The following is a 24,658-nucleotide window of genomic DNA, read 5'->3' on the forward strand; positions in this document are numbered from 1 at the left end:
CAGGGGCAAGAGGCTGAACCCGCAACGATAGCATGGGCCTCGCCCCTTCCTCCTAGAATCCACTGTAGCTGTTGCGCCCTCCATTGCCGCTGCCGAAGCCGCCCAGCCCCTTGAGTTGGAACTGCAGCAGGACGCCACTATCGAATTCGCCGTCGTTGGTGGCGATATGGCGACGATAGGTGAGTTGCGCACTCCAGCAGCAGCTTTCGTAGGCAATGCCGGCCAGCGTTTCCAGGCTTTGCTCGAAGCGCAGCGAGGTCCGCCAACGACCGGTCACCGCGAAACCGGCGGCCAATGGCCAGCGCGCCTGCAGATCGGCCTGCTCAAGCTGATCCCGCCGGTAGCGATAGGCAATGCTGGCGCGCCGACCGCCATCGTCGAAGCGCAGGCGCGACAGGGTGCGGTTGAATGCCGTGTCCTCTGGTGACCACAGCGAGAGTACTTCCGCCGAGAAGCGTCGCGACAGCCGGTAATCGAAGGCGGTGATCACGTCGGTCACGCCGCTGGGCGCTGCGCCGATGCCGTCCAGGGTGACGCGCGATCGCTCGAAGCGGACCAGCTGCCCCACCGTCGCGCTCCAGCGGACGTCGCCGCTCTCGGCATCGAGCAGGCGGCTCGTGACGGAGGCCGCCATCTGGTTCGCGTCGGCGATACGGTCGATGCCGCTGAAGCGGTTGTTGGCAAAGATCTGGATGATGTCGAAGTCAGTTTCGCCGCTGTCGAAGACCGGAATGCGGTCCTGCTCGCGAAAGGGTGTGTAGAGATAGAACAGCTGCGGTTCCAGTGTCTGGCGACTACCCCCTTTGGTGCGGCGATCGAAGCGCAATCCGGTTTCGGCGCTGATGCTGGGCAGACTGCGGGTGATGTGGTCCGGCTGGCCGGGCTCTGTGTCGCGCAGGTTGTAGTCGGTGTAGCGCCATTCCACGCGCGTGCCGGCAAACCAGCCGTTGCGATCGATGAAAGTCCGCAGATAGGGGTTGAGGTGGTAGCGCTGCCCCTCCACCAGTCCGTCGGCATCGAAGTTGACATAGCGCGCGTCGAGGCCGGCGCGGGTATATAGCAGGCGTCCGGGGGTGACCGCGGTGAAGCGCAGCTGCGGCAGTCGTCGATAGGGGCGCTCCTGGCGCGCAAGGCTGGGGTCGAGCGTCTGGTAGTCCGAGATCCGCATCATCGCGGTGTACTCGGCCGGCGCGTTGTAGACCATGCGCAGCTCGCGCGGCAAAAAGGTCAGGGCGCTTTCGTTCAATTCGGAACCGAGGTCGTCGAAGTAGGCCGAATCGCTGACCTCGGCATAGTCGATATCCAGCGACAGGCGGTCGTTGATGAGACCGCGGTGGCGGAGTCGCCCATAGGCGCGATCCTCGTCGGTGCGGCTGTCGTTGCCCAGGTATTCGTATTCCAGCGACGCCGTTCGCTGGCTGCCCAGATAGCGGAAGGTCGAGCCCATCTGCAGACCCCTGCGGGTCAGCCAGCGCGGATCAATCTGCAGATCGTAGTTGGGGGCCAGATTGACGTAGAGCGGCCAGGTCACGTCCACCCCGTTGCGCGAGGAGGTGCCGATGCTCGGATAGAGCCAGCCGGTGCGGCGCGCATTGTCCAGCGGGAACTGCAGCCAGGGGAGGTACAGCACGGGTACATCGAAGATGCGCAGGCGCGCGTGGGTGGCGGTACCCAGGCCCGAGGCGCGGTCCAACTCGATCTCCGCGGCCTGCAGGGACCAGGCCTGGCTGTCCGGTGCGCAGGTGGTATAGCGCACCCCCGAAAGCGTGGCCGTGCCTGTCTCCGACAGGGTCATGCGTGCCGCGCCGGCGCGCGCCCGCGAATCGCTCAGAATGATCTGGGTCTGATCGAAGGTGCCAGTGCCGCCTTCAATGTCGAAGCGCATGCCCTCACTGCTGACATACAGATCCTCCTCGCGGAATTGGCTGCGGCTGTCGATCTCCACCAGTTTCCGGCTGGTGTCGAAACGCAGTCGCTCCGCCTGGAAGGCGCGACGCCCATCGGTGACACGCACATCACCGCGCAGGGTGGAAAGCCCGTCGCGGATGAGCTCTGCCGAGTCGGCATCGAGCTGAATGCCTTCCGTGCTGCTTGCCAGAGCCGGCGCATCGTCCGGCAGCGGCTGTTCGCACTGCCCCGCCGCGGCCACGGCCTGAGCTGACCAGCAGAGGCAGCAGGCTGCCGCCAGAAAGGGTGGTCGTAACCCCAGCATTGCACCCCTGTCGATGCTCGGAAAGCGGAGCCGCGGAGTATCGCACGCCACGGCGGCGGCAATTGCGCGCGAGGCCGCGTGCGCATAGGCTTGCTCGCCACATGAGCCAAGCTGACATCTCTCCAGCCGGTCTGGATACGCTGCCGGATGATCGTGCGCGTGCCGCTGTGCAGTGGGCCGCGACGCGCATGGATGCCCCCGTGAACGCGGTCGCAACCGCATCGGCGGACGCCAGTTTCCGACGCTATTTCCGGGTGCACACGGCAGCCGAGTCGCGCATCGTCATGGATGCACCGCCCGCGCAGGAGGACAGCACGCCCTTCCTGCAGGTGGCGGAACTGATGCGTCAGGCCGGGCTGCGCGTTCCCGTGATTTACGCAGCCGATCTGGCGCAAGGTTTCCTGCTGCTCAGTGATCTGGGGACCCGCACCTTCCTCGACGTGATGACGCTGGACAATGCCGAGGACTATTTCGCACGTGCTCAGTCGGCCTTGCTGTCGTGGCAGCAGGCAACTAGACGCGGCGCACTGCCGGCCTACAGCCGTGTGCTGCTCGCACGCGAGCTTGCGTTGTTCGGCGAGTGGTATCTGGGGCGCCACCTGCAGGTGCGGCTGGATGCGGAGGAAGCGGAAGCCCTGCAGCAGGTCGAGCATGCACTGGTAGAGCGTGCACTGGCGCAAGGGCAGGTCTTCGTGCACCGCGACTTCATGCCTCGCAATCTGATGGATACAGACGACGAGGTAGCGGGGGTGCTCGACTTCCAGGATGCGGTCGTCGGGCCGGTGAGCTATGACGTCATTTCGCTCTATCGCGACGCCTTCGCCAGCTGGCCGGAGGAGACAGTACAGGACGGGCTGACGCGCTACTACGAGGCCGCATGCCATATGGCGCTGCCCGTGCCGTCGACGCGCGAGGCCTTCATCACCGACTGCGACTGGATGGGGCTGCAGCGTCATCTCAAAGTGCTCGGCATCTTTGCGCGGCTGACGCTGCGCGACGGCAAACCGAAATATCTTGCCGATACGCCGCGCTTCGTGCGCTATGTCATGGCCGTGGCGCCGGCCTATCCGGAGCTTGTTCCGCTGGCGCGGATCGTGGAGCGCCACGTGCTGCCGCGGATGCCATGAAGGCGATGATCCTCGCCGCCGGGCGCGGCCATCGTCTGCGCCCCGAAACCGACCATACGCCCAAGCCGCTGCTGCCCGTGGCGGGCGAGCCCTTGATTGCACATCACCTGCGCAAGCTGGCGCAGGCCGGCTGCCGCGAAGTGGTGATCAATACCGGTTGGCTCGGGGAGCAGCTTCCCGCCGTCCTGGGTGATGGCGCCGCATGGGGATTGCGTATCCGCTATTCGCCGGAGGGATGGCCCGCCCTCGAGACAGGGGGTGGCATCCATCACGCCCTGCCCTTGCTGGGCGACGCACCCTTCCTGCTGGTCAATGGCGATGTCTGGACGGATGCGGATTACCGACTGCTGCTGCAGAAGGCACTCGTGGACGACGATGATGCCCACCTGTGGCTGGTGGACAATCCGGAGAATCACGTCGAGGGCGACTTTGCGCTCGAGGGCGGCCGCCTGCGCAACACCGGCAGCCGCAACACTTACAGCGGGATCGCGCAGTTGCGTCCCGCGCTGCTCGCAGCGGCGCCGGCAGGAAGTTTTCCGCTCGCGCCCTGGCTGCGCCGGGCTGCGGATGCAGACCGCGCCTCCGCGGCCATGTTGCCCGGCAAGTGGTGCGACGTCGGCACGCCGGAGCGCCGCGCCGCGCTGGAAGCCGCGCTGACCGCGCCCTAGACTGCCGCCCGTTGGGCGAGCAACGGTTCGGCTTGCTCGTCGGCGTGATAGGAGCTGCGCACCATGGGCCCGCTGGCGACATGCGCGAAGCCCATCGCTTCTCCGGTCGCTTTCAGCTGCGCGAATTCGTCCGGGTGCACATAGCGCTCCACCGGGTGGTGGTGCTTGGTCGGCTGCAGATACTGCCCGAGTGTCAGCATGTCCACGCCGTGGGCGCGCAGGTCGCGCATGACGGCCTCCACTTCCTCGTTGGTTTCCCCCAGCCCCAGCATCAATCCGGATTTGGTGGGTACTTCCGGATGCACGGCCTTGAAGCGCTCGAGCAGGTCGAGGGACCACTCGTAATCGGAACCGGGTCGCGCCTGACGATAGAGTCGCGGCACGGTTTCGAGGTTGTGGTTGAAGACATCGGGTGGATGGTCGTTGAAGATGGCCATCGCCGGGTCCATGCGGCCGCGGAAGTCCGGAACCAGCACTTCGATGCGCACCTGGGGGGAACGCGCCCGGATCTCGTCGATGCAGGCGGCGAAGTGCCCGGCCCCGCCATCGCGCAGATCGTCGCGATCCACGCTGGTGATCACCACATAGTTCAGTCCCAGACGGGCGATGGTGTCGGCCAGATGGGCCGGCTCGTCGGGGTCGAGTGCATCGGGTCGGCCATGCGAGACATCGCAGAAGGGGCAGCGCCGCGTGCAGATGTCGCCCATGATCATGAAGGTGGCCGTGCCCTTCGAAAAGCATTCGCCCAGATTGGGGCAGGAGGCTTCTTCACACACTGAGTGCAGTTTCTGCTCGCGCAGCAACGATTTGATGCGCGCCACTTCGGCGGCATTGCCCATGCGCGAACGAATCCAGGAGGGCTTGCGCTCGCGCTGCTGGGTCGCTTCGATCTTTACGGGGATGCGCGCCATCTTTTCGGCGGCATCCATCTTGGTACCCGGCGCCATCGAGGGGCGGCGTGTACGCGGGGTGTCTACGGCGGAGCTCACGGCAGGCCTCGCAATCGTGCGTGGACCGCAGAGTTTACCGCGACTGGCCCGCCTGCCGCAGGTCTTCCGCCGCCGTGTCCGAATGTTGTAGGGGGCTTGGGACTGTCGCTGTCGCCTTTCGCCGGATGCTTTCCGTACGCGCCTGCACGGCTTCGTCGCGCAGATCGAGCGCGGCCAGCACCGCCTGCCGGGCCTGGCGGCTCATCGGAGCACGCCCGCCTTCGCAGGCGACTGCGGGCAGCAACGTCGCCTCCACCTGCAGTGCCGGGGTGGCAAGAATGCGCAGCAGATGCGGGAAGAAATCATCGTCCCCAATGAAGGGGGCGACAGCGGTTCCATCCGGCGCCCGGCCGTACCGCAAGGCCAGTGGCTGCGCCGGAGACTGGCTTGCCACTGCCGCGTCGAAAATGCGCGCATGGAAGACGCGGACCGTGGAGCCGTCCGTGGTGGTTCCTTCGGGGAACAGGACCACCGATCCGCCCGACTGCATATGGGGCTGCAGCCGTTCGACCAGCGCCTTGGAGCTTCCGCTGCCCCGACGGATGAAGAAGGCGCCAGCAGCCTGCGCCAGCCAACCGATGACGGGCCAGTCACGCACCTCGCGTTTGGCGATGAAGCGTGCCGGTACCTGCGCCCCGATGACGACAATGTCCAGCCAGGAGACGTGATTTGCCACCACCAGACGAGCGCTAGGGTCGCGTTCGCCCTTCCATTGCACATGGATCTGCAGCACACCGAGCAGCCGCCGATACCACCATTGCGCCAAAGGCTCAGGGCGGATACGCCGGAAGCTGAGGCCGACCAAGAGCGCAAGAAGGAAGGCAAGCAGCAGCAGCAGGACGACCCGCGCACCCCGCCACCAGCGCCGGGGCGCAGAAATGCGTGCCGTATCGTTCACGCGTCAGGCGGCCAGGCGCTTCGCGTTGCTGGCCTCGGCGCGCTTGAGGAAATGGCGCGCATAGCGGGGGTTCAACTCGCTGACGTTGAGCAGCATGAAGACGTCGGCACACTGGAAGTCGCGATCCCAGTAGGGCTCTCCGCAGGCCTTCGCGCCCAGGCTGAGGTAGGCCTTGAGCAAGGGCGGCATGCGCACCTTGAGGGCATCGACATCGCTTTTCGGCTGATCGGCGCGGGGTAGCGGCTGGTATGGGCGCACATGGTGGCGTGCTTCCGCCATGTGGCGGCGACGAATGGTGTCGAGCATCGAGTGCGCGCGCGCGCCTCCATCGTCGAGGCCAATGCTGGCGCAGCCGAACAGATAGTCGAAGCCTTCGCCCGTGATGATGCGCGCCACGCCCTGCCACAGCGCCGCTATGACCGTGCCGTTGCGGTAGTCCGCGTCGACACAGGTGCGGCCGAGTTCGAGCACGCGACCTGGCAGGCTGTGGATCATCTCCAGATCGAATTCGCTGGCGGAATAGAAGCCGCCGGCGCGCGCAGCCTGCTCATCGCTGAGCAAGCGCGTACTGGCGACGACCGCTCCGGTCTGGGTATCGCGTACCAGCAGGTGGCGGCAGAAATCGTCGTAGCGGTCCCGGTCCAGCATGCTGCCGCCATCGTCGATGTCGGCGCCGAGTTCACCGGCGAAGACGCGATAGCGCAACTGCTGACTTTCGGTGACGTCGTCGACATCGCGCGCGAGCGCGACGTGAAAGCGGGAACCCGAAGCGTCCGGGGCGAAGCAGGTCACGGACATAGCGCACAACCTTAAAGAGAATGGTGCGCACTCTATGAACCCCTGGTTGCTTCAACGTGACGCGATCATGAAGATTGCGTGACGCTTACTGCGCGGTCAGCTGGGCAGTATCGACGCGCCAGTCAGCGCCACAGGGCGTTGGTTAATCCTCGTCCTGCTTGCTACCGAAGGCCGCGCTGAAGCGGTTCACCAGCAGGCAGAACAGGTCGGCTGTGCGCTCGGCATCGTACAGGGCCGAGTGCGCCTCATTGGCGTCATAGGGCAGGTCGGCGGCTTCCAGCGCCCGTGCCAGTACGGTCTGCCCCAAGGCGGCACCGGCCAATGTGACGGTGTCGAACACCGAGAAGGGGTGGAAGGGGCTGCGCTTGTAGTTGGTGCGAGCGATGGCGGCATTCATGAAGCCGAGATCGAAGTGCGCGTTGTGGCCGACAAGAATCGCGCGCCGGCAGCCGCACTCCGAGACCGCGCGCCGAATCGGGCGGAAAATGCGGTCGAGGGCTTCGCGTTCGGCCAAGGCCATGCGCAGCGGGTTGTCGACCTTGATGCCGTTCACTTCCAGCGCGGCCTGCTCGATATTTGCGCCGGCGAAGGGCTGGACATGCGTGGCGAGGCTCTCGCGCGGGACTACCCGCCCATCCTGCTCCACGCCAAGGATGACCGCCCCGATCTCCAGCAGCGCGTCGGTGTCCTTGTTGAAGCCACCGGTCTCGACGTCGACCACCACCGGCAGAAAGCCGCGGAAGCGGTTGGCGATCACACGGTTTTCATTGGACGGCATGGGGCGGGGACGGACGCGGTGGACAGTGAGACTCTAGCACCCGTCCTATAATTCCCGATTCCTCAGCATTCCCGGAATCCTCATGAGCGGCATCACAAAGGTTGCGCTGGCCTACTCTGGCGGCCTGGACACCTCGGTCATTCTCAAGTGGCTGGCGGATACCTACCACTGCGAGGTCGTGACCTTTACGGCGGACCTCGGCCAGAAGGAAGACCTGTCGCATATACGCGGCAAGGCGGAATCACTGGGTGTGCGCGAAATCTACGTGGACGATCTGCGCGAGGAGTTCGTGCGCGACTACGTGTTTCCGATGTTTCGCGCCAATGCCATCTATGAGGGCGAATATCTGCTCGGTACCTCGATTGCGCGTCCGCTCATCGCCAAGCGGCTGGCCGATATTGCGCGCGAGACCGGCTGCGAGGCCATTGCCCACGGCGCAACCGGCAAGGGCAACGACCAGGTGCGTTTCGAGCTGGGTGTGGCCGCGCTGACGCCGGATGTGCGCATCATTGCGCCGTGGCGCGAATGGGATCTGAATTCGCGCGAGCGCCTGCTGGCCTACGCTGCTGAGCACGGCATCGAGATCGAGAAGAAGAAGGGCGGTGGCTCGCCCTACTCGATGGATGCCAATGCACTGCACATTTCCTACGAAGGGGGCGGCCTCGAGGATCCGGATTGGACGCCCGAAGAGGACATGTGGCGCTGGACCGTGTCGCCCGAGGCAGCCCCGGATGCCGCGGAAATCATCACCATCGACTTCGAAGGTGGCGATCCGGTGGCTCTGAACGGGCAGACCCTCAGCCCCTACGCTCTACTCGATGCGCTGAACGCGCTGGGTGGCCGTCATGGCATCGGGCGTCAGGATCTGGTCGAGAACCGTTATGTCGGCATCAAGTCACGCGGCTGCTATGAGACGCCCGGCGGCACCATCCTGCTGCGCGCGCACCGCGCCATTGAATCGCTGACACTCGACCGCGAAGCCGCCCATCTCAAGGATGAGCTGATGCCGCGCTACGCCGAGCTGATCTACAACGGCTACTGGTGGAGTCCGGAGCGCGAGATGTTGCAGGCCGCCATCGATGCCTCGCAGCGCAATGTGCGCGGGCGGGTACGCGTCAAGCTGTACAAGGGCAATGTCATCATCGAAGGGCGCAGCTCGAGCGCGTCGCTGTTCGACGCCAAGCTGTCCACCTTCGAGGACGATGAAGGGGCTTACAACCAGAAGGACGCTGAAGGTTTCATCCGGCTGAATGCGTTGCGCCTGCGCGCTGCCGCTCAGCGGGATCGCTGAGCCCGCGCCGTCACCAAAAAAACCGGGGCCAACTCGGCCCCGGTTGCACAACGGCGCTGTCTACGGTGTGTGTCTCGGGCCTTTTAACACTCAGTTGATCGCGGCGAGCGCCTTGCCTGGCGCGATGTCCGGGGCCAACGCCACGACCGGCCGCGTGTGAACAGGCCCTAGCGAATCTCGGACAGCAACGAGGCTTCGGTGACCAGTTCGCGCACGCCATGCGGCGCCTTCTCCTCGAAGACGTTGTCCTTGCACCACGCACTCAGGCTGTTGATGTCGAGCTTGGCGCACTGCGGGCGGACACTCCAATGCACCTGCAGCGGGGAACAGGTCGCCTCGTCATAGCTCGGGCCAGTCGTCGAACCGAGGTATTCCACGGGCGTGCCCGTTCCGATGGGCAGTGATTTGGGTTGCGGCTTGCCGTTGACCGTGTGCCCCTGATAAGCCGCTTCCATGAAGTTCAGCGCATTCGGGTCGTTGACAAGCGTGTAGACCTGGGCTTCCACGCGCAGGGTTGGGTTGACGCAGTTTTCGGTCAGGCAGGCGCCGAGACCCTTGCCGGGGGTGGCGGGGCAGGAACTGAACACCCAGTGCACCTCGACCGTATCGCCAGGCTGCAGGTCGGTGCAGTGGTTGACCTTCGGGGCCTTGAGTTCCGCTTTGGTGAGGGTGGTGGCCATTCCGCACTGATAGCCGGCCCCGACGCCGTCGTCGCGGTCGGTGGTCTTGAGAATGGCGTAGTCGGGCGCGCGGTGCTCGGCATTCTCGTGCAGGTGGATATTGCAGAGATGCAGTTCCGCGGGCGCGGGTGCCTCACCGAAGATGAGGGGGTTCTCGCCGGTGGGCGAGGCGATGTCGCGGGGGGATTGCGGGCCGAAACCGCTGCACACCTCCGCTGCAGCGGCGATCGGAAACAGCAGGGCGAGGCCGAGGGTACAGCGGGCCAGTGTTGTACGGTCAGGCATGGTCGCTCCCTATTCACACGTGTTTGAACATCGCACTTTCCGACCATGGGCCTGAAAAGGGCCTATCTGTTTCATGAAAATCAGATGAACAACGCACTGTCGATGTCGGACCCTGGCACTGCCCGGGAGCGACCGGGCGCTGGCGTATAGTGACCGCAAATCGGGAGGACGGCGGTGGTCGAGGGCAATCTCCAGGCGTATTTGTTGGTGGCACTGGTGTGTTCCGGTATGGGCATTGCCTTCTTCATCGCCGATCGCAGAACGCCAAGCAGTCGCGCCCTCGCACTGGCCTTTGCGTCCATCGGGCTGACCTTGTTGCTCCATACGGTTCTGCCCCAGCGGGTGGCGGTGCCGATGTGGCTCTTCCGCAGTTTTGTGGCAGTGGACAGCGTGGCCATGATCGCCTTGCTGCAATGGATCTTCTGCGTGCGCGCCACTCTGCCTTCGGCCGAACTGCGGACCCGCACCGGCGATGTGCTGGTCCGTCTCGGGCAGGCCGCGGCGGTGGTCTACGGTCTGCTCGGCATGCTGGCGCCGGCGGCCCGCGATGCCCATTTCCTGAACGCCCTGGCGCAGGAGGGCTCGGCGCACAATCTCTGGTTCTGGGCTTTTGCGACACCGGTCATCGTCACCAGCAGCACCGGCACACTGTCCCTGCTGCTGCTGTTGAACCGGCGGCCAGATGCCCTGGAGCAGTTGCGCGTGTTCGCCATGCTGCTGGCCATCCCCCTGTTGGGCGCGAGCTTTGCACTCTCTCCGCAATGGGCGCCGATCTCCCTCTTGCTGGGCGCGATCGTCTTTCTGATCGGCGCCATGCGCTACCACGTCGAGCAGGGTAGACGCGGCGAATTCATGGCCCAGTTCCTGTCGCCCCAGGTTGCAGATCTGGTGCGTCGACACGGCCTGCAGGGCGCTACGGCCGCCGCCAAGATGGAGATCAGCGCCGTCTGCATCGATCTGCGTGGATTCACCAGCGTGACCGCGGAAACCGATTCCGAAACGGTGCTCGCCGTCCTGCGGCGGTACTACGCCGCGGTCGGGCAGGTCGCCGCGCGCTACGGCGGCACGATCAAGGATCAGGCGGGAGACGGCGTGCTCATCCTGGTGGGTGCGCCGGTTGCCGATCCGGAGCACCGGCGCCATGCCATCGACATGGCGCGCGCGCTTCGTTCACTGGGCGATGCGCTCAGCGCAGAGTGGCGGGCGCGCGGGCTCGACCTGGGCGTTGGTGTAGGCGCGGCCAGCGGTACCGTCACCGTCGGCGTCATCGGGGAAGGTGCGCGGCGCGAGTACACGGCGGTCGGTACGGCAGTCAATCTGGCGGCCCGCCTCTGCGCGCAGGCCGCTGACGGCGAGGCGCTGATTGCGCCGGATATGGTTGATGGGGTGGCGCGTGAGGGTGATCGGCACTACGAGCACGTCAATACGCCCTTGTCGCTCAAGGGGCTGCCGGAAGCGATCCAGCCGCTGCGGCTGCGCTAGGTCTCGCTGTCTGACGCATCGAGCGCCTTCAGCACGCGGTCCACGGTCAGCAACTGCGGCAGCACTTCCGGTGCGCTGCCAGGGCGGTACACCACGTACAGCGGGACGCCATTGCGTCCGAATTCGGCCAGGGCCCGCGTGATGCGGGGGTCGCTGCGCGTCCAGTCCGCTTTCAGATAGTGCACCTCCTCACGTGCCAGCGCCGCGCGCACCGCCTGCGAGGCCAGCGTTGTGCGCTCGTTGGCCAGGCAGGTGATGCACCAGTCCGCGGTGAAGTTGACGAAGACCGTCTGACCCTGCGCGCGCAGTTCGGACACCCGCTCGGGTGACCATGTCTGCTCCGAATCATCGGTCGCCACGGCGTCCGGAGCGCTGCGCATGTTGGGAGCCGCCAGCAGGGCCACGGCGATGAGTAGTGCGACGATGCGCAGCAGGCGTGGCACGAGGTGCTGCCGGTGCCATAGCCAGGCAGCGAAGGCCACCAGCACCATGCCGATCATGACCAGCAGCAATGCCTCGGTGCCAGCCTGTCGGGCGAGTACCCAGAGCAGCCAGACCACCGACAGATAGAGCGGGAAGGCCATGGCCTGCTTGAAGTGCTCCATCCACGGTCCCGGGCGCGGCAGTCGCTGCGCCAACTGTGGAACGAAGCCGATGATCAGGAAGGGGCTGGCCAGACCCAGACCGAGGGCGGCAAAGATGGCCAGTGCGACCAGCGGAGGTTGCGTGACGGCGTAGCCGAGGGCGCTGCCCATGAACGGGGCCGTGCACGGACTGGCGACGACCACGGCCAGCACGCCCGTGGCGAAGGAGCCGCCGAGCCCCTGACGCTCGGTGAGCGATTGCCCGATCCCCATGATGCGTGTACCGACCGTGAATACGCCAGACAGGGACAGGCCGAAGGCAAAGAACAGGTAGGCAAGTGCGCCCACGAAGACCGGAGACTGCAGCTGAAAGCCCCAGCCAAGGGCTTCGCCGGTGGCGCGCAGCGCCAGCAGCAGGCCGGCTGCCGCCAGACAGCTGACCACCACGCCCGCGGTGTAGACAAGGCCATGGGCACGCTGATGGCGACGCGTCTCGCCGGCGGCATGCATCACCCCGAGCGCCTTGATGGCGAGGACCGGGAAGACACAAGGCATGAGGTTGAGGATGAGCCCGCCGAGGAAGGCGGCCGCCAGTACGAGCAATAGCTGCTGGCCCGCTGTCGAAGCGGCTGCGGGCGTTGTTTCGGGATTCTCTGCAGAAGGGGCGTTGTAGTTGCCCGACGCGGCAGATACCGCGGTTTCCGGCGCCTCCGGCACGGCGCCCTGTTCGGCGGTGATGCGCCAGGCCTTGCCGTCGGTCGTGCCTCCATTTCCGACGATGACCCATTGCGACTGAGGCGGCAGTTGCTCGAAGAAGGGATGCTCGGGCTGCTCCAGCCACAGCGTATTGCCCATGCGGACGATGCGCTGTGCGCGTGAGTGGTGGACCACCTCGCGTTCGATCGGAAAGATCGTGAAGCGCCCATCCGTGACCGCGTCGGGCAGTTGCACCTGAAGATGGACGCGACCGTCGCGGTGTTCGACCCGGCTCGGCCAGTCGGCCGCCACCGGAATGGCCTCGAAGGCCGCGTCGAAGGCGTCCGACCAGATGCCGTCGACAGATGCTGCCGCGCTGGCCGTCGGCACGGTCAGTGACAGCGTGGCGGACTCGGGCACGCAGATATCGCTGCAGATCAGCCAATTCGCCGTGGCGGACAGTTGAATCGGCGTGCCCACGGGCCAGTCGGCCGGGACCTCCATATCCACGATATGCAGGGTTTCCTGGCCGTAGCCATAGTTGACGATATTGGCGAGCCGGTAGGTTTCCGGCCGCGGCCAGCGGATCGCGCTGAAGCGGATGCCTTCCGGCGCCTCCCAGTCCAGCGTGGTGGGCAATCCCGAGTCGCCCGGGTTGCGCCAGTAGGTATGCCATCCCGGCTCGGGCAGCAGCCGCAGTGCAAGCGGGAGGGATTCGCCCGGCACGGCATGGCTGCGGTAGGCGTGGAGATCGGCCTCCGCATGATGCGTCCGCACCGGTTCCGCAGCCGCCAATGGCACGACGAGAAGGCAGGCCAGAGCCAGAATCAGGCGGTAGACTGAACGCATAGACGGTATCTGGAGGCGGGTCCGTGATGGACACGGGCGTGGGGCTAACGACCGCAAGGGTGCTTGACAAGTTCCGACGGGGCATCCGGCGGATGTCCATAGTGTGCCTGAGTGCCCTCTGTCTCCTGGTCGTCAGCACGCCGGCGACTGCCACCCTGCGCTGCAGCGGCGGCATTGTCGAAGAAGGCGATAGCGCATCCCAGGTGCGCAATCTTTGTGGCCCGCCGGATCATGTCGAAGCGTGGCAGGGCGAGCCCCCGGCGATGCCGGGCGCGGTCTGGTTCTATGATCGCGGCGCCTCGCGCCTGCTGCGGGTGCTGCGCTTCCGCGCACAGCGGCTCGTGCGTATCGACAGCGATGGCTACGGCTTCGGGGCTGGTGGGGGGCGCAGCAACTGCCGACCGGGAGAGCCCATGCCGGGGTGGTCGGCCTACCGTCTGCTGGTGGCGTGTGGTGCACCCCAGACGCGGACAGTGATCGGTCATATTGCCGCACCACCGCCTCCCGATTCGATCAAGGCGCCAGCGCGCACTGGACAACGACTCGTATACCGGGAACGCTGGCACTATCCATTCGGCCCTCGGGCCCACACGCGGGAGATCACGCTTGATAACGCCATCGTCACTTTCATTCGCACGCACGGGCCCGGCACTTAGTCTGCTCGCTGTTCTGGTTCTCGCCGGCTGCAGCGCCGGCAGTGGCCGCCTCATGCAGCAGCACGGCGAACTCGGCGATTGTTCCGGCCCGCCACGCTGTGTCTCGTCACAGGCCGCGGACGCGGAACGCAAGGTGAAGCCACTACGTTACGCGGGCAGCGCGGCAGCGGCGCGAGAGACGTTGGTAGCGCATATCACCGCTCAGCCGCGAACCGAGATCGTCACCAATAGCGCCTGCTATGTGCACGCCACCTACACCAGCGCCGTCATGGGGTACACCGACGACGTCGAGCTCTGGTTCTGCAACGAGCCGGGCAAGGTCGAGGTGCGCTCTTCGAGCCGCATCGGCTACTACGACTTCGACGTCAACAGGGAACGCGTGGAGCGTCTGCGCGAAGCCCTCGCGGTGGATGTGGAAGCGCCCATCGGTGCCCAGGGCGGTAGCAGCCAGTAGTGGGGCGATGCGACTAGACTGCAGGCCTCGAAACCTCAACAACACCGATATCCATGCAGGACAACGACCCCTCTGAATCCGCTCCGGCGCAGCCCGCGGCTGCGACCACCAAGGCGAGCAAGAAGGCCGCGGGCCGCGCGCGTGCGGCGGCCAAGAAGCGCACTGCCTCCAAGGCAGCGGCCAAGAAGAAGACTGCCAAGAAGACGAGCGGTGGCCGAGCCGCCCGCAAAGGCGCTGCCGCCTCATCCCGCGCAACCGGCCGCCGCCGCTATGACTTCGTGCTGCTCGGAGCGACGGGCTACACCGGTGGGCTCACTGCGGAGTATCTCGCCGAGCGCGCTCCGCAGGGGGCGCGCTGGGCCATCGCCGGACGCGATATGCGCAAGCTGGAGGACGTGCGTGCGCACCTGGAGCGGGTGAACCCCACGGCTGAGGCGGTGGATTGCGTGGCAGTCGATATCAAGGACAGTGCGGCTTTGCGCCAGCTGGCGCGCGATACCCGCGTGCTGGCCACCACCGTCGGGCCCTACGTGCTGCACGGGGAGCCGGTCGTGGCGGCCTGTGCGGCGGAAGGCACGCACTACCTCGACCTCACCGGGGAGCCGGAGTTCGTCGATACCATGTGGCTGCGCCACCACAAGACCGCCCAGCAGAGCGGCGCCAAGATCGTGCACTGCTGCGGCTTCGACAGCATTCCGCACGATCTCGGTGCCCTGTTCACTGCCCAGCAGTTGCCGGCCGAGGCGCCCAAGCGCATCGAAGGCTACGTGCGTGCCGGAGGTACCTTTTCCGGGGGTACCTTCCATTCGGCACTGCTGGCCTTTTCCCGACTGCGTGCGACGGCCGCCGCGCATCGCGAGCGCGCGCGGCGTGAAACCGTGACGACCGCACGCAGCGTGCGCGGCGAGGTCATGCGACCCCGCTTCGACAAGCGTCTGGATACCTGGGTGCTGCCCTTTCCCAGCGTCGATCCGCAGATCGTCATGCGTTCGGCGCGCGCCCTTCCCGTCTATGGCCCCACCTTCCGTTACGGCCACTACGTGCAGATTCGCGAGTGGTACAACGTCGCCAAGCTGCTTGCCGGGGTCAGCACACTGATGGCCGCGGCGCAGCTGCCGCCGGCACGGCGCTGGCTGATGGGGCGCAAGCCCGCCGGCCAGGGCCCCAGCGACGAGCAGCGCCGACGTGGCTGGTTCCGCGTGCGCTTCTTCGGTGAAGGGGGCGGCCGTTCGGTCATCGTCGATGTCACCGGAGGCGATCCAGGATACGGCGAGACCGCGCGCATGCTGGGAGAATCGGTGTTGTGCATGGCCTTTGACGATCTGCCCGACGTTGCCGGGCAGACGACGCCGGCCATCGCCATGGGTGACGCGTTGCGTCAGCGGCTGGATGCCATCGGTATTCGATTCTCGCTGGTGGAATCCAAATGATCACGGCTTCGCGCGCTTTCTTGATTGTCATGGGGCTCGGCTTCATCGCGCTGGGCCTCAACGGCTTGCTCAACCCGCTCGGGCACCTTGCACCCTATGGCCTGGATTACCAGACACCCGGCTGGATCGGGGAAATCCGCGCCAACTACGGCGGCATGCATATCGGTATCGGCGTGTTGACCACGCTGGGCGCGCTGCATCACGCCTGGCGGCGCAATGCCCTTGCCGTGCAACTGGTCTTCCTCGGAGGGCTGGCCATCGGACGCACGCTCTCGGTCTTTCTGGATGGCATGCCGCCGACCTTCGCGCTGATCTTCATCGCCATTGAATGGGTTGGCGCCGGCCTGGCGCTCTTGTTCCTGCGGAGCAGCAGCTGATGGCAGGGCTGTGGCTGGGTCTGGGCGCTGCCTTCGGGTTACTTGGCGTAGCCGCTGGCGCCTTCGGTGCGCATGCACTGCGCGGCAGGCTGAGCGAGGAGCTGATGGCCGTGTTCCGCACTGCGGTGGAATACCAGTTCTATCACGTGGCAGCCCTGCTGGCGGTGGGCCTGTTGGCGCGCCAGGCACCGGGCCCCTGGCTCAGTGCCTCCGGTATCGGCTTTGCCTTCGGCGTGGCCGTCTTCTCCGGCAGCCTCTACATCCTGGCGCTGTCGGGTGTCCGCGCCTGGGGCGCGGTCACGCCCATCGGCGGACTCGCTCTGATGGTCGGTTGGCTGTGCCTCATCGTGCACGTGGCGCGGCTCTGATCCGGGAACCCTGCCTGCGGTCACCGGTCTATGCGCTGCGGGGGTCGTATCGAACAGGAGCAGCCGATGCAACGACGCACACTTCTTGGCGGCCTCGCGGTCGCGTCCACCATCCCACTAGGAGCGATCTCCATGCGACTCGGAGCGAACAAGCCATCCCATAAGGACTACTGGAAGCAGGTGCTGGAAGCGGACGCCTACCACATCCTGTTCGAGGAAGGCACCGAGCGCGCAGGCACCTCGCCACTGAACCATGAAAAGCGCGCGGGCACCTTCGTCTGCGCGGCCTGCTATCTGCCGCTGTTCAAGCACACGCAGAAGTACGACAGCGGTACCGGTTGGCCCAGCTTCTTCGATACGCTGCCCGACGCTGTCGACACGAAGCGCGACTTCAAGCTGATCCTGCCGCGCACGGAGTATCACTGCGCCCGCTGCGGTGGCCATCAGGGCCACGTCTTCGAAGACGGGCCGGAGCCCACCGGCCTGCGCTACTGCAACAACGGCCTGGCGCTGCGCTTCGTGCCCGAGGAAGAGGCGCTGCCGGAGGCGCGACTGCCTGAAGGGGCCTCCAGTTGAGCCCGCGTAGCGTCCTGGGGCTGGTGCTGGTGACGATGCTCGGCACCGCCTGCGCGCAGGCGGACGACAAGGCCCTTGTGCCCTCGGCCAAGGCCGAATTGGAGACGGCCTATTTTGCGGGCGGCTGCTTCTGGTGCACCGAGGCCGATTTCGAAAAGCTGGACGGTGTGGCTGAAGCGGTCTCCGGGTACATGGGGGGCGAGGTCGCCTCACCGAGCTACAAGGAGGTCAGTCGCGGCAATACCGGGCACACCGAAGCTGTGCGCGTGCACTACGACCCGGACGTGATCAGCTACCGCGCCCTAGTGGCATTTCATTGGCGCAATATCGACCCCACCGTGGCCAATCGGCAGTTCTGCGACCGCGGCAGCCAGTATCGCAGCGGCATCTACTACCTTAATGACGCCCAGGAACGCATTGCCCGCGACAGCCTGGAGACGATGCAGCAACGCTTCGACACGGTCCATACCGAGGTCGAGAAGGCCACCACCTTCTACCCGGCCGAGGATTATCACCAGGATTACGCCGACAAGAATCCGCTGCGCTATCAGGCCTACCGCTTCAACTGTGGCCGGGACGCGCGTCTCAAGAAGCTGTGGGGTGACGAAGCCGGCAAGCTGCCCGCAGACGCCGGCTGATGGGGCAGACCTGACAGGCCGACCCGGCGGTGTGACAATGCAGGCCCCTTGGATCACTGGCCGCCTGCGTTGTCCACTGCCGCTCCCGCCCTGTTGCTTGCCTCCCAGTCGCCGCGCCGTCGCGCCATGCTGGCAGAGCTCGGCTTCGCCTTCGAGACGGCGGCCGCGGATATCGACGAGACGCCGCAGCCACAGGAATCCGGCGCCGACTTCGCGCGCCGCATGGCCGAGACCAAGGCCCGCACATTGGCGCGGCCTGGAATGACGGTGCTGGCAGCGGATACCGATGTCACCCTCGACGGCGTCATCCTCGGCAAGCCGCGCGACCGCGCACACGGCCTCGACATGCTGCGCTCGCTCTCGGGACGCAGCCACCATGTGCACAGTGCCGTGGCAGTGATGCATGAAACGGTGATGGAAGTGATTCAGACCACGACCCAGGTCGACATGGGCGAAATTGCGCCGGCGGAAGCCGAGGCCTATTGGGCCAGCGGTGAACCTGCCGACAAGGCGGGTGGATACGCCATCCAGGGCTTCGCTGCGCGCTGGGTACGCCGCATTGACGGCAGCATCAGTGGTGTCATCGGGCTGCCGATGGTCGAGACGGTGGAGCTGCTGCGCCGCTTCGGCGTCACGCCACAGCCGGTGGCTGCGGCGTGAGCACGGAGATCCTGGTCAACATCGCGCCGCAGGAAACCCGCGTCGCGCTGGTGGAGAGCGGGGTCGTGCAGGAGGCCTACGTTCAGCGCGCGCTGCGCCATGGCCTGGTCGGGAATCTCTACGTGGGCCAGGTGCAGCGCGTGCTGCCCGGCATGCAGGCCGCCTTCGTGGACATCGGTCTGGAGCGCACAGGCTTCCTGCACGCCTCCGACATGGTGCGCCTCAACGAAGCAGCCGATGGCGCCCTGCCGCTGATCTCCAGCCTGCTGCACGAGGGGCAGCGCGTTCTCGTCCAGGTGCTCAAGGATCCACTGGGCAGCAAGGGCGCGCGCCTGACGACGCTGCCGTCCATTCCTTCGCGCTATCTGGTGCTGCTGCCCTACGATCAGCATGTCGGCGTCTCGGCCCGGATCGAGGATGACGCCGAGCGCGAGCGTCTGCGCAAGGTGGTCACCGCGCTGGTGGCGGAGATGACGCCAGATCTCGGCGTGATCGTGCGCACCGCGGGCGAGGGCGCCACGGAAGAGGCCCTGCGCAACGATCTGCGCTTTCTGCAGCGCCTGTGGACGTCCATTCAGGCCGCCGGCAACGAGGCACCGTCGCGTAGCCTGGTGCATGGCGATCTGCCGCTGTCGATGCGCATCCTGCGTGATCTGCTCGGGGTGGATGTCGATAGAGTGCGGGTCGACAGTGCCGAGGAGTGGGGGCGACTGCGCACCTTCGCGCGCACCTTCATCCCGGATGCGGTCGACATCATCGAACACTACGACGGCGCCGCCCCCATCTTCGACCTGTTCGGCGTCGAGGACGACCTCAATCGCGCCCTGGATCGCCGTGTGCCGTTGAAATCCGGTGGCCACCTGGTCATCGACCAGACCGAGGCGATGACCACGGTCGACGTCAATACCGGCGCCTACACTGGACACCGCAACCTCGAGGAAACCGCGCTCAAGACCAATCTGGAAGCCGCGCAGGCAATTGCACGCCAGCTACGGCTGCGCAATCTGGGCGGCATCATCATCATCGACTTCATCGACATGCACGACCCGCAGCATCGCGAGCAGATCACGCGCCTGCTCGAACGCTGCCTGGCGCGCGACCCGGCACGCAGCGTGGTCTGCCCGCTGTCGCCGCTGGGGTTGGTGGAGATGACGCGCAAGCGCACACGCGAATCGCTGGGGCACATCCTGTGTGAGCCCTGCCCCGCATGCGAAGGACGCGGTTACCTCAAGACCGTGGAAACGGTGTGCTACGAGATCTTCCGGGAAGTACAGCGCTCGGCCCGCCAGTTCGAGGCGCAGGCCTTTCTGGTGCTGGCGGCGGTGCCGGTCATCGAACGCCTGCGCGATGATCTTTCGGTGGGGCTGGCGGAGCTGGAGGAACAGCTCTCCCGGCCGGTACGCCTGCAGCCCGAGCCCCAGTATCTGCAGGAAAGCTTCGACGTCGTTCCCATATGACGCAGCGCAGTAGCTGGAGCCCAAGGCGCTGGCAGCGGGGACACACCGGAACGGCGGCGCTGCTCGCCATTCTGTTTGGTGCCGGCGCCTCGATGGCCCTGCACTTTGGTGCCAGCGCCTGGGTGGCCAGCGAACGTCCCGCACTCGAGAAACTGCTTGCGGAAGCCACGCGTGCGCCGGCGCGCATTGGCAGCGTGCGCCTGGTCTGGGAGGGCTTGGAACCCACTCTGGAGTTGCACGACGCCCGCCTGCTGATGGTCGAGTCCGGGACTGCGCCGCTGCGTATCGGCGGCATGCGACTGGGTGTCGACTGGATGCCCTTGCTGCGCGGCGAGATCGTGCCGCGCAATCTGAAGGTGCGGGGGCTGTCCATCCGCATCAATGAGGATGCCGACGGACACTGGCGCATCGGTCTGCGCGAGCGGCGCGTGCGTCCCGAGCTGGACACCGTTCTGCGCTTCATCGCTCGCTTCGAGCAGATTGAGCTCGAAGCGATCCAGGTGCAGCTGCGTGCCTTCGACAGCAGCCAGGCCGTGCCGGTCTTCGTGCAGCAGGCCACGTTGGGCACCGAACGCGGTGGCTGGCGGGTCCATGCAGAAGCGCTGGACGGCGCCCGAAGCGGGCGCCTGACGGTGGACGGTTTCGTGCGAGGCACAGCGCAGGCGCCGGCGCAATGGCGGCACAGTTGGCAGCTCACCTTCTCCGGTAGCCACGACTTTGCCGCCTCGGTCGGTGGCGTGCTGCCCGACCTGCGGGGCTTGCCCGAGCTCGTGGGCGCCCAGTTGCGGCTGGACGTGCAACGTCAGGGCCGCCGGAGCGATGGTCCCTGGCTGATCGACATGCAGGGGCGCAGCCGCCATCTGCGAGTGGCGCATGGCCAGCCGCTCGACGATGTGCGCCTGGACGGCAACCTGCGCGTGCATGCCGAAGGTCTCGAACTGAGCGTGCCTTCCATCGAAAGCAACGGCCAGCAGCAGGCCGCGCAGCTGCAAGTGGCCCTCAGCGACGCCGGGCAACGTCTCAATGTCAGTGCGCAGCGGCTGCAGGGGCGCCTGATCTCGCCGTGGCTGCGGGCATGGACGCAAGGCAGCGCGCCGCGTCTCAGCGGTGAACTGTCCGGCTTTCGTCTTCGGCTGGAGCGTGCTGCCGAGGCTGCTTCCTGGGCACTGTCCAGTGCCAGCGCACAGGTGCATGGCCTGGGTGCCGTGGGCGATGGCTACGCCCTCGAAGGGCTTCAAGGGCAGCTGCAGGCGGACGCCGATGGTGGCCGCCTGGATGTTGACCCGGGCGCGCTGACCATCCGCTTGCCCGAGCACCTCTACACCCCGCTGCGCTTCGATCAGGCGAGCGGCAGCGTGCATTGGCAGCCGCTGATGGATGAGGCCACGGGCTGGCAGGTCGCATTGGATGACCTCCGCCTGCAAATGGGCAGTCTGCAGGCCGACGGCGGAGGGCGCCTGCGCCTGCCTGCGGGGGCGTCTCCCGAACTCGTGCTGGATATCGGACTGGCGGCAGAGGATGTCAATGACGCCAAGCCCTTCATGCCACAGGTCTGGCGGCCCGCTCTGCGTGATTACCTGGCGCGCGCCATCGAAGCCGGTACGGTGCGCTCCGGACGGCTGCAGTTCGAGGCGCAGCTGGCAGACGGTTTCTGGAAGGCGGATGACACCCGATTCGCGATCAATCTGAGCGTCGAGGCGGCGCGCATGCGCTTTCAGCGGCGTTGGCCGGTGCTGTCGGACATTCAGGCGGAGATTGCCATCGCGCGCGATGGGCTTCGCATCGACGCCCAGCGTGCCAGCATCGAAGGCATGCGCGTGCGGGACGCACAGGTCGCCATCGAGCGCTTCCGGGATGGTGAACTGACGGCCGCCGTCACCCACGAAGCCAGCCTCCCGGCCTGGTATGCCCTGCTGCGCGCGACGCCGCTCGCGGGCAATCTGCGCGGCCTGCTCGAAGAAACCCAACCGGAAGGGCGCGCGCGGCTGAAGCTTGATCTCAGCATTCCGTTGCGCGAACCCGATTCGGCAGTCGCGCGCGGCGAGGTGACATTGGACGGCGCCCATCTCTTCGTCGACGCCATCGATGCCACCGTGCGCGACATCCGCGGCACGCTGTTCTTCGCCAACCATGCCGTCGCGGCCGACGCCATGCAGGCGCGCCTGCATGGTCGTACCGTCCGCGTCGGCCTGGACACCGACGAAGGCATTCAGCGCCTGTCGGCGCAGACGCAGGTCGATATCGGCGATCCCAACGGTCTGGCCCGCTTCCTGCCGGATTGGTTGCAGCCTTATCTGGAGGGTGTACTGCCCCTGGATGTGCGCCTGAACCTGCGTGCCATCGATGGGCAGAATGCCCTCAGCCTGCGCCTCGGTAGCGAGGCACTGCGGTCCCGATTGCCTCCGCCGCTGGCCATGCAGCCGGAAAAGGCCCGTGAGGCCATTCGCATCGATGCGCAGCTCGCCCAGGGAGCGGTGGAATCCCTGGTTTTGCGCTGGCCGGGCAAACTCACCGTTGCTCGCGACCCACAGCAGATCCGCGTTCATCTAGGACCGGGTAGTGCGCCGCCCGCCGATGCGCCGGGCCTGCATCTGAGCGGTCATGCCCAGCAGCTGGCGCTGCTCGAATGGTTTGCGCCGGTCCAGGCTATGCGCACGCCATCCGCGCAGGCGCAGGAATCTGCCCAGGAGGCACAGGACGGGGGATTGGCCTCGGTGCGACTGACCGTGTCGCGTCTGGGCGTCGGCCCCTTCGTCCTGCCCGATCTGGCCTTCCGCTTGGGAATGGACGACAACCGGCGGCGTCTGAATGTGGACGGCAGCAGCCGCGGAACCTTGCTCTTCCAGGACAGCGGCCGCGGTCAGATCGAGGCGCGCATGGAACGACTCAAGCTGGCGCGTGCCAGCATCGACACGCGTGCCGCCACGCCATCCGACGCTTCGGCGGCAGAACCTCAGGTCGCTGCATCCGCGGCCGCTCCGGTCTGGCGTCCTGAGCGGCTGCCAGGGCTCGATCTGCTGGTGGGCGACATCCTGTTCGAGGATTTTCAGCTTGGCGCCCTCGACCTGCGTCTGGAACCGCGCCCGGAGGGCGTGGCGCTGACCAAGCTGCGCCTCAGCGAAGGCGGGTTGAACGTGAGCGCCACTGGGCATTGGTACGGTGCCGAAGCAGCGGCGTCGGGGGAAATGGCACGCGGCATGCGCCTCGACGCCGAAGTGCAGACGCGCGCCATTGACCCTTTGCTCACCGCGCTGGGCTATGCGCGCACGCTGCGCGCCGAGCAGTTTCGGGCCGATGCCGAACTGCAATGGGACCGGTTGGATGGCATGGCGCGCCTCGCCAAGGCCGAGGGCACGCTGCGCGTGCGGGCCGCCAACGGCAGCATCGCTGCCGTTGAGCCCGGCGCCGGGCGAGTCCTCGGCCTGTTCAATTTCTTCGCCCTGCCGCGCCGTTTCGGGCTCGACTTCCGTGATGTCACGGCCACGGGGCTCGCCTTCGATACGCTGTCCGGCAGCTTCGCTCTGGGCGGCGGCAATGCCGTCACCGATGACCTCATCGTTGATGGCCCGTCGCTGCGCGTCGAAGTCGACGGCCGCATCGGGCTGGCCGCGCAGGACTACGACCAGCGTATCCGCATCTATCCCGACATCTCGGGGGGCATGACCATTGGCGGCGCGGTGCTGGGCGGGCCGCTCGGCGTCGGTCTGGCGCTGCTGGCGCGCGAAGTCTTCGAGACACCGATCGACGAGGTCACGCGGATCAGTTACCGCCTTGTCGGACCCTGGGATGATCCCCAGATTGTCCCCGAAGCCATTGCCACTGCGAACGAAGAGGACAACCGCCCATGAGCCGCCTGACCGCTGCCGTGCTGCAGATGAACAGCGCCGCGGATGTCGACGCCAACCTGGCGACGGTGCGCGGCGCGGCAGCGGAAGCCGCCGCCGCTGGCGTGCGACTGCTCGTACTGCCGGAAAATTTCGCCTTCATGGGCGCTCATGCACGCGACAAGCTGGCCATCGCCGAAGCCCCCGGCGAAGGGCCGATTCAGCGGTGCTGCGCCCAGTTGGCGCAGCATCACCGCCTGTGGATCGTGGCTGGCACCATTGCGCTGCGCGCGCCGGCCGAGCCGCAGCGCATCATCGCGGCCTCCATCGTCTACGACGCGGAGGGCCGGGTGCGCGCGCGCTACGACAAGGCGCACCTCTTTGACGTCACGCTGCCGGAAGGCAGCTACCGCGAATCGGCAACCATCGCGCCGGGCGCCCCCGTCGCAGTAGTCAGCGACGGCCCGGCAGCGGCGCGCGGCGGCTTGTCGGTGTGCTACGACCTGCGCTTCCCCGAGCTGTATCGCCGCCACGCGCAGGAGGGGGCCTGCTGGCTGACGGTGCCCTCAGCCTTCACCCATGCCACTGGACAGGCCCACTGGGCGCCGCTGCTGACCGCCCGCGCCATCGAGAATCAGTGCTTCGTGCTGGCGCCGAATCAGTGCGGTACGCACGCTGACGGCCGCAGCACCTGGGGCCACAGCGCCATCATCGACCCCTGGGGCCGCTGGCTGGCCGCCTGCGAGGAACAGCCCGGACTCGCCATTGCCGAACTCGACCTCGGCGCCCAGGCCGAGCAGCGTCGACGTTTCCCGGTACTGGCGCATCGTCGCATTTACACTTGATGGCACCTTCTGCCGCCTGCCTTGTCTACCCGGCGG

Annotated in this window: 22 protein-coding genes; 15 read left to right on the forward strand and 7 right to left on the reverse strand. The window is 66.5% G+C overall.

The annotated features are described in order from the left end of the window. Positions 1-52 precede the first annotated feature (52 nt). Positions 53-2,212, reverse strand: a complete 2,160-nt coding sequence (locus tag ACOOFO_RS03350) for an LPS-assembly protein LptD (RefSeq protein WP_420428247.1) — start codon at positions 2,210-2,212, stop codon at positions 53-55. A gap of 101 nt (positions 2,213-2,313) precedes the next feature. Here ACOOFO_RS03350 and ACOOFO_RS03355 point away from each other — a divergent pair, with 101 nt between their 5' ends. Next, positions 2,314-3,339, forward strand: coding sequence for an aminoglycoside phosphotransferase family protein (locus ACOOFO_RS03355; protein ID WP_420428248.1), 1,026 nt, complete (start codon positions 2,314-2,316; stop codon positions 3,337-3,339). After that, positions 3,336-4,007 carry an N-acetylmuramate alpha-1-phosphate uridylyltransferase MurU gene (gene murU, locus ACOOFO_RS03360; protein ID WP_420428249.1) on the forward strand — a complete coding sequence of 224 codons (672 nt, stop codon included), beginning with the start codon at positions 3,336-3,338 and terminating at the stop codon, positions 4,005-4,007. The genes ACOOFO_RS03355 and murU overlap by 4 nt, the downstream gene beginning before the upstream one ends. Here murU and lipA read toward each other — a convergent pair. The 4 genes from lipA to rnt form a co-directional block, all read right to left on the reverse strand. Then, complete coding sequence (gene lipA / locus ACOOFO_RS03365; RefSeq protein ID WP_420429627.1) at positions 4,004-4,954, reverse strand: lipoyl synthase; 951 nt, start codon at positions 4,952-4,954, stop codon at positions 4,004-4,006. The genes murU and lipA overlap by 4 nt on opposite strands. A gap of 76 nt (positions 4,955-5,030) precedes the next feature. After that, positions 5,031-5,894 (reverse strand): lysophospholipid acyltransferase family protein, encoded by an 864-nt coding sequence (locus ACOOFO_RS03370; protein ID WP_420428250.1) that lies wholly within the window; start codon positions 5,892-5,894, stop codon positions 5,031-5,033. Between the two features lie 3 nt (positions 5,895-5,897). Beyond that, entirely contained in the window at positions 5,898-6,692 is a 795-nt protein-coding gene (locus ACOOFO_RS03375; RefSeq protein ID WP_420428251.1) for a GNAT family N-acetyltransferase, read from the reverse strand. A gap of 142 nt (positions 6,693-6,834) precedes the next feature. Next, the gene (gene rnt, locus ACOOFO_RS03380) at positions 6,835-7,470 is read right to left on the reverse strand and encodes a ribonuclease T (protein ID WP_420428252.1); all 636 of its coding nucleotides are present in this window, start codon (positions 7,468-7,470) and stop codon (positions 6,835-6,837) included. A gap of 82 nt (positions 7,471-7,552) precedes the next feature. Here rnt and ACOOFO_RS03385 point away from each other — a divergent pair, with 82 nt between their 5' ends. Next, positions 7,553-8,761: an argininosuccinate synthase gene (locus tag ACOOFO_RS03385; protein ID WP_420428253.1), complete on the forward strand. Its 1,209-nt coding sequence runs from the start codon at positions 7,553-7,555 to the stop codon at positions 8,759-8,761. 167 nt (positions 8,762-8,928) lie between these two features. Here ACOOFO_RS03385 and ACOOFO_RS03390 read toward each other — a convergent pair whose 3' ends face one another. Beyond that, positions 8,929-9,726, reverse strand: a complete 798-nt coding sequence (locus ACOOFO_RS03390) for a delta-class carbonic anhydrase (protein WP_420428254.1) — start codon at positions 9,724-9,726, stop codon at positions 8,929-8,931. Between the two features lie 174 nt (positions 9,727-9,900). Here ACOOFO_RS03390 and ACOOFO_RS03395 point away from each other — a divergent pair, with 174 nt between their 5' ends. Then, positions 9,901-11,208, forward strand: a complete 1,308-nt coding sequence (locus tag ACOOFO_RS03395; RefSeq protein ID WP_420428255.1) for an adenylate/guanylate cyclase domain-containing protein — start codon at positions 9,901-9,903, stop codon at positions 11,206-11,208. On the opposite strand, the gene ACOOFO_RS03400 is transcribed toward ACOOFO_RS03395, so the two are convergent. Then, positions 11,205-13,337: a protein-disulfide reductase DsbD family protein gene (locus ACOOFO_RS03400; RefSeq protein ID WP_420428256.1), complete on the reverse strand. Its 2,133-nt coding sequence runs from the start codon at positions 13,335-13,337 to the stop codon at positions 11,205-11,207. The two genes, ACOOFO_RS03395 and ACOOFO_RS03400, sit on opposite strands and share 4 nt — an antisense overlap. A 92-nt stretch (positions 13,338-13,429) precedes the next feature. Here ACOOFO_RS03400 and ACOOFO_RS03405 point away from each other — a divergent pair, with 92 nt between their 5' ends. The 11 genes from ACOOFO_RS03405 (at position 13,430) to ACOOFO_RS03455 (ending at position 24,622) form a co-directional block, all read left to right on the forward strand. After that, complete coding sequence (locus tag ACOOFO_RS03405; protein WP_420428257.1) at positions 13,430-13,993, forward strand: DUF2845 domain-containing protein; 564 nt, start codon at positions 13,430-13,432, stop codon at positions 13,991-13,993. 52 nt (positions 13,994-14,045) lie between these two features. Beyond that, positions 14,046-14,447: a DUF1499 domain-containing protein gene (locus ACOOFO_RS03410; protein WP_420428258.1), complete on the forward strand. Its 402-nt coding sequence runs from the start codon at positions 14,046-14,048 to the stop codon at positions 14,445-14,447. A gap of 53 nt (positions 14,448-14,500) precedes the next feature. Next, on the forward strand, positions 14,501-15,877 hold the full coding sequence (locus ACOOFO_RS03415) for a saccharopine dehydrogenase family protein (protein WP_420428259.1): 1,377 nt from the start codon (positions 14,501-14,503) through the stop codon (positions 15,875-15,877). Further along, positions 15,874-16,254 (forward strand): DUF4345 domain-containing protein, encoded by a 381-nt coding sequence (locus ACOOFO_RS03420; protein WP_420428260.1) that lies wholly within the window; start codon positions 15,874-15,876, stop codon positions 16,252-16,254. Before ACOOFO_RS03415 ends, ACOOFO_RS03420 begins: the two co-directional genes overlap by 4 nt. Continuing rightward, entirely contained in the window at positions 16,254-16,622 is a 369-nt protein-coding gene (locus ACOOFO_RS03425; RefSeq protein ID WP_420428261.1) for a DUF423 domain-containing protein, read from the forward strand. Before ACOOFO_RS03420 ends, ACOOFO_RS03425 begins: the two co-directional genes overlap by 1 nt. A gap of 66 nt (positions 16,623-16,688) precedes the next feature. Next, positions 16,689-17,198, forward strand: a complete 510-nt coding sequence (gene msrB / locus ACOOFO_RS03430) for a peptide-methionine (R)-S-oxide reductase MsrB (RefSeq protein WP_420428262.1) — start codon at positions 16,689-16,691, stop codon at positions 17,196-17,198. Between the two features lie 35 nt (positions 17,199-17,233). Beyond that, positions 17,234-17,836 (forward strand): peptide-methionine (S)-S-oxide reductase MsrA, encoded by a 603-nt coding sequence (gene msrA, locus ACOOFO_RS03435; protein WP_420429629.1) that lies wholly within the window; start codon positions 17,234-17,236, stop codon positions 17,834-17,836. A gap of 48 nt (positions 17,837-17,884) precedes the next feature. Further along, the gene (locus ACOOFO_RS03440; RefSeq protein WP_420428263.1) at positions 17,885-18,496 is read left to right on the forward strand and encodes a Maf family protein; all 612 of its coding nucleotides are present in this window, start codon (positions 17,885-17,887) and stop codon (positions 18,494-18,496) included. Further along, entirely contained in the window at positions 18,493-19,953 is a 1,461-nt protein-coding gene (rng, locus tag ACOOFO_RS03445; protein ID WP_420428264.1) for a ribonuclease G, read from the forward strand. Before ACOOFO_RS03440 ends, rng begins: the two co-directional genes overlap by 4 nt. Beyond that, positions 19,950-23,801 carry a YhdP family protein gene (locus ACOOFO_RS03450; RefSeq protein ID WP_420428265.1) on the forward strand — a complete coding sequence of 1,284 codons (3,852 nt, stop codon included), beginning with the start codon at positions 19,950-19,952 and terminating at the stop codon, positions 23,799-23,801. Before rng ends, ACOOFO_RS03450 begins: the two co-directional genes overlap by 4 nt. Then, on the forward strand, positions 23,798-24,622 hold the full coding sequence (locus ACOOFO_RS03455) for a carbon-nitrogen hydrolase family protein (protein WP_420428266.1): 825 nt from the start codon (positions 23,798-23,800) through the stop codon (positions 24,620-24,622). Before ACOOFO_RS03450 ends, ACOOFO_RS03455 begins: the two co-directional genes overlap by 4 nt. The last annotated feature ends 36 nt before the right edge of the window (positions 24,623-24,658 follow it).

The organism is Algiphilus sp. (genome assembly GCF_965216485.1).
Classification (GTDB): Bacteria; Pseudomonadota; Gammaproteobacteria; order Nevskiales; family Nevskiaceae; genus Algiphilus.

Excerpts from the sequence above, each read along its gene's own strand:
- ACOOFO_RS03350 (WP_420428247.1), bottom strand. The coding sequence starts at position 2,212 with ATGCTGGGGTTACGACCACCCTTTCTGGCGGCAGCCTGCTGCCTCTGC.
- ACOOFO_RS03355 (WP_420428248.1), top strand. The coding sequence starts at position 2,314 with ATGAGCCAAGCTGACATCTCTCCAGCCGGTCTGGATACGCTGCCGGAT.
- murU (WP_420428249.1), top strand. The coding sequence starts at position 3,336 with ATGAAGGCGATGATCCTCGCCGCCGGGCGCGGCCATCGTCTGCGCCCC.
- lipA (WP_420429627.1), bottom strand. The coding sequence starts at position 4,954 with ATGGCGCCGGGTACCAAGATGGATGCCGCCGAAAAGATGGCGCGCATC.
- ACOOFO_RS03375 (WP_420428251.1), bottom strand. The coding sequence starts at position 6,692 with ATGTCCGTGACCTGCTTCGCCCCGGACGCTTCGGGTTCCCGCTTTCAC.
- rnt (WP_420428252.1), bottom strand. The coding sequence starts at position 7,470 with ATGCCGTCCAATGAAAACCGTGTGATCGCCAACCGCTTCCGCGGCTTT.
- ACOOFO_RS03385 (WP_420428253.1), top strand. The coding sequence starts at position 7,553 with ATGAGCGGCATCACAAAGGTTGCGCTGGCCTACTCTGGCGGCCTGGAC.
- ACOOFO_RS03390 (WP_420428254.1), bottom strand. The coding sequence starts at position 9,726 with ATGCCTGACCGTACAACACTGGCCCGCTGTACCCTCGGCCTCGCCCTG.
- ACOOFO_RS03400 (WP_420428256.1), bottom strand. The coding sequence starts at position 13,337 with ATGCGTTCAGTCTACCGCCTGATTCTGGCTCTGGCCTGCCTTCTCGTC.
- ACOOFO_RS03405 (WP_420428257.1), top strand. The coding sequence starts at position 13,430 with ATGTCCATAGTGTGCCTGAGTGCCCTCTGTCTCCTGGTCGTCAGCACG.
- ACOOFO_RS03410 (WP_420428258.1), top strand. The coding sequence starts at position 14,046 with ATGCAGCAGCACGGCGAACTCGGCGATTGTTCCGGCCCGCCACGCTGT.
- ACOOFO_RS03415 (WP_420428259.1), top strand. The coding sequence starts at position 14,501 with ATGCAGGACAACGACCCCTCTGAATCCGCTCCGGCGCAGCCCGCGGCT.
- ACOOFO_RS03420 (WP_420428260.1), top strand. The coding sequence starts at position 15,874 with ATGATCACGGCTTCGCGCGCTTTCTTGATTGTCATGGGGCTCGGCTTC.
- ACOOFO_RS03425 (WP_420428261.1), top strand. The coding sequence starts at position 16,254 with ATGGCAGGGCTGTGGCTGGGTCTGGGCGCTGCCTTCGGGTTACTTGGC.
- msrB (WP_420428262.1), top strand. The coding sequence starts at position 16,689 with ATGCAACGACGCACACTTCTTGGCGGCCTCGCGGTCGCGTCCACCATC.
- msrA (WP_420429629.1), top strand. The coding sequence starts at position 17,234 with ATGCTCGGCACCGCCTGCGCGCAGGCGGACGACAAGGCCCTTGTGCCC.
- ACOOFO_RS03450 (WP_420428265.1), top strand. The coding sequence starts at position 19,950 with ATGACGCAGCGCAGTAGCTGGAGCCCAAGGCGCTGGCAGCGGGGACAC.
- ACOOFO_RS03455 (WP_420428266.1), top strand. The coding sequence starts at position 23,798 with ATGAGCCGCCTGACCGCTGCCGTGCTGCAGATGAACAGCGCCGCGGAT.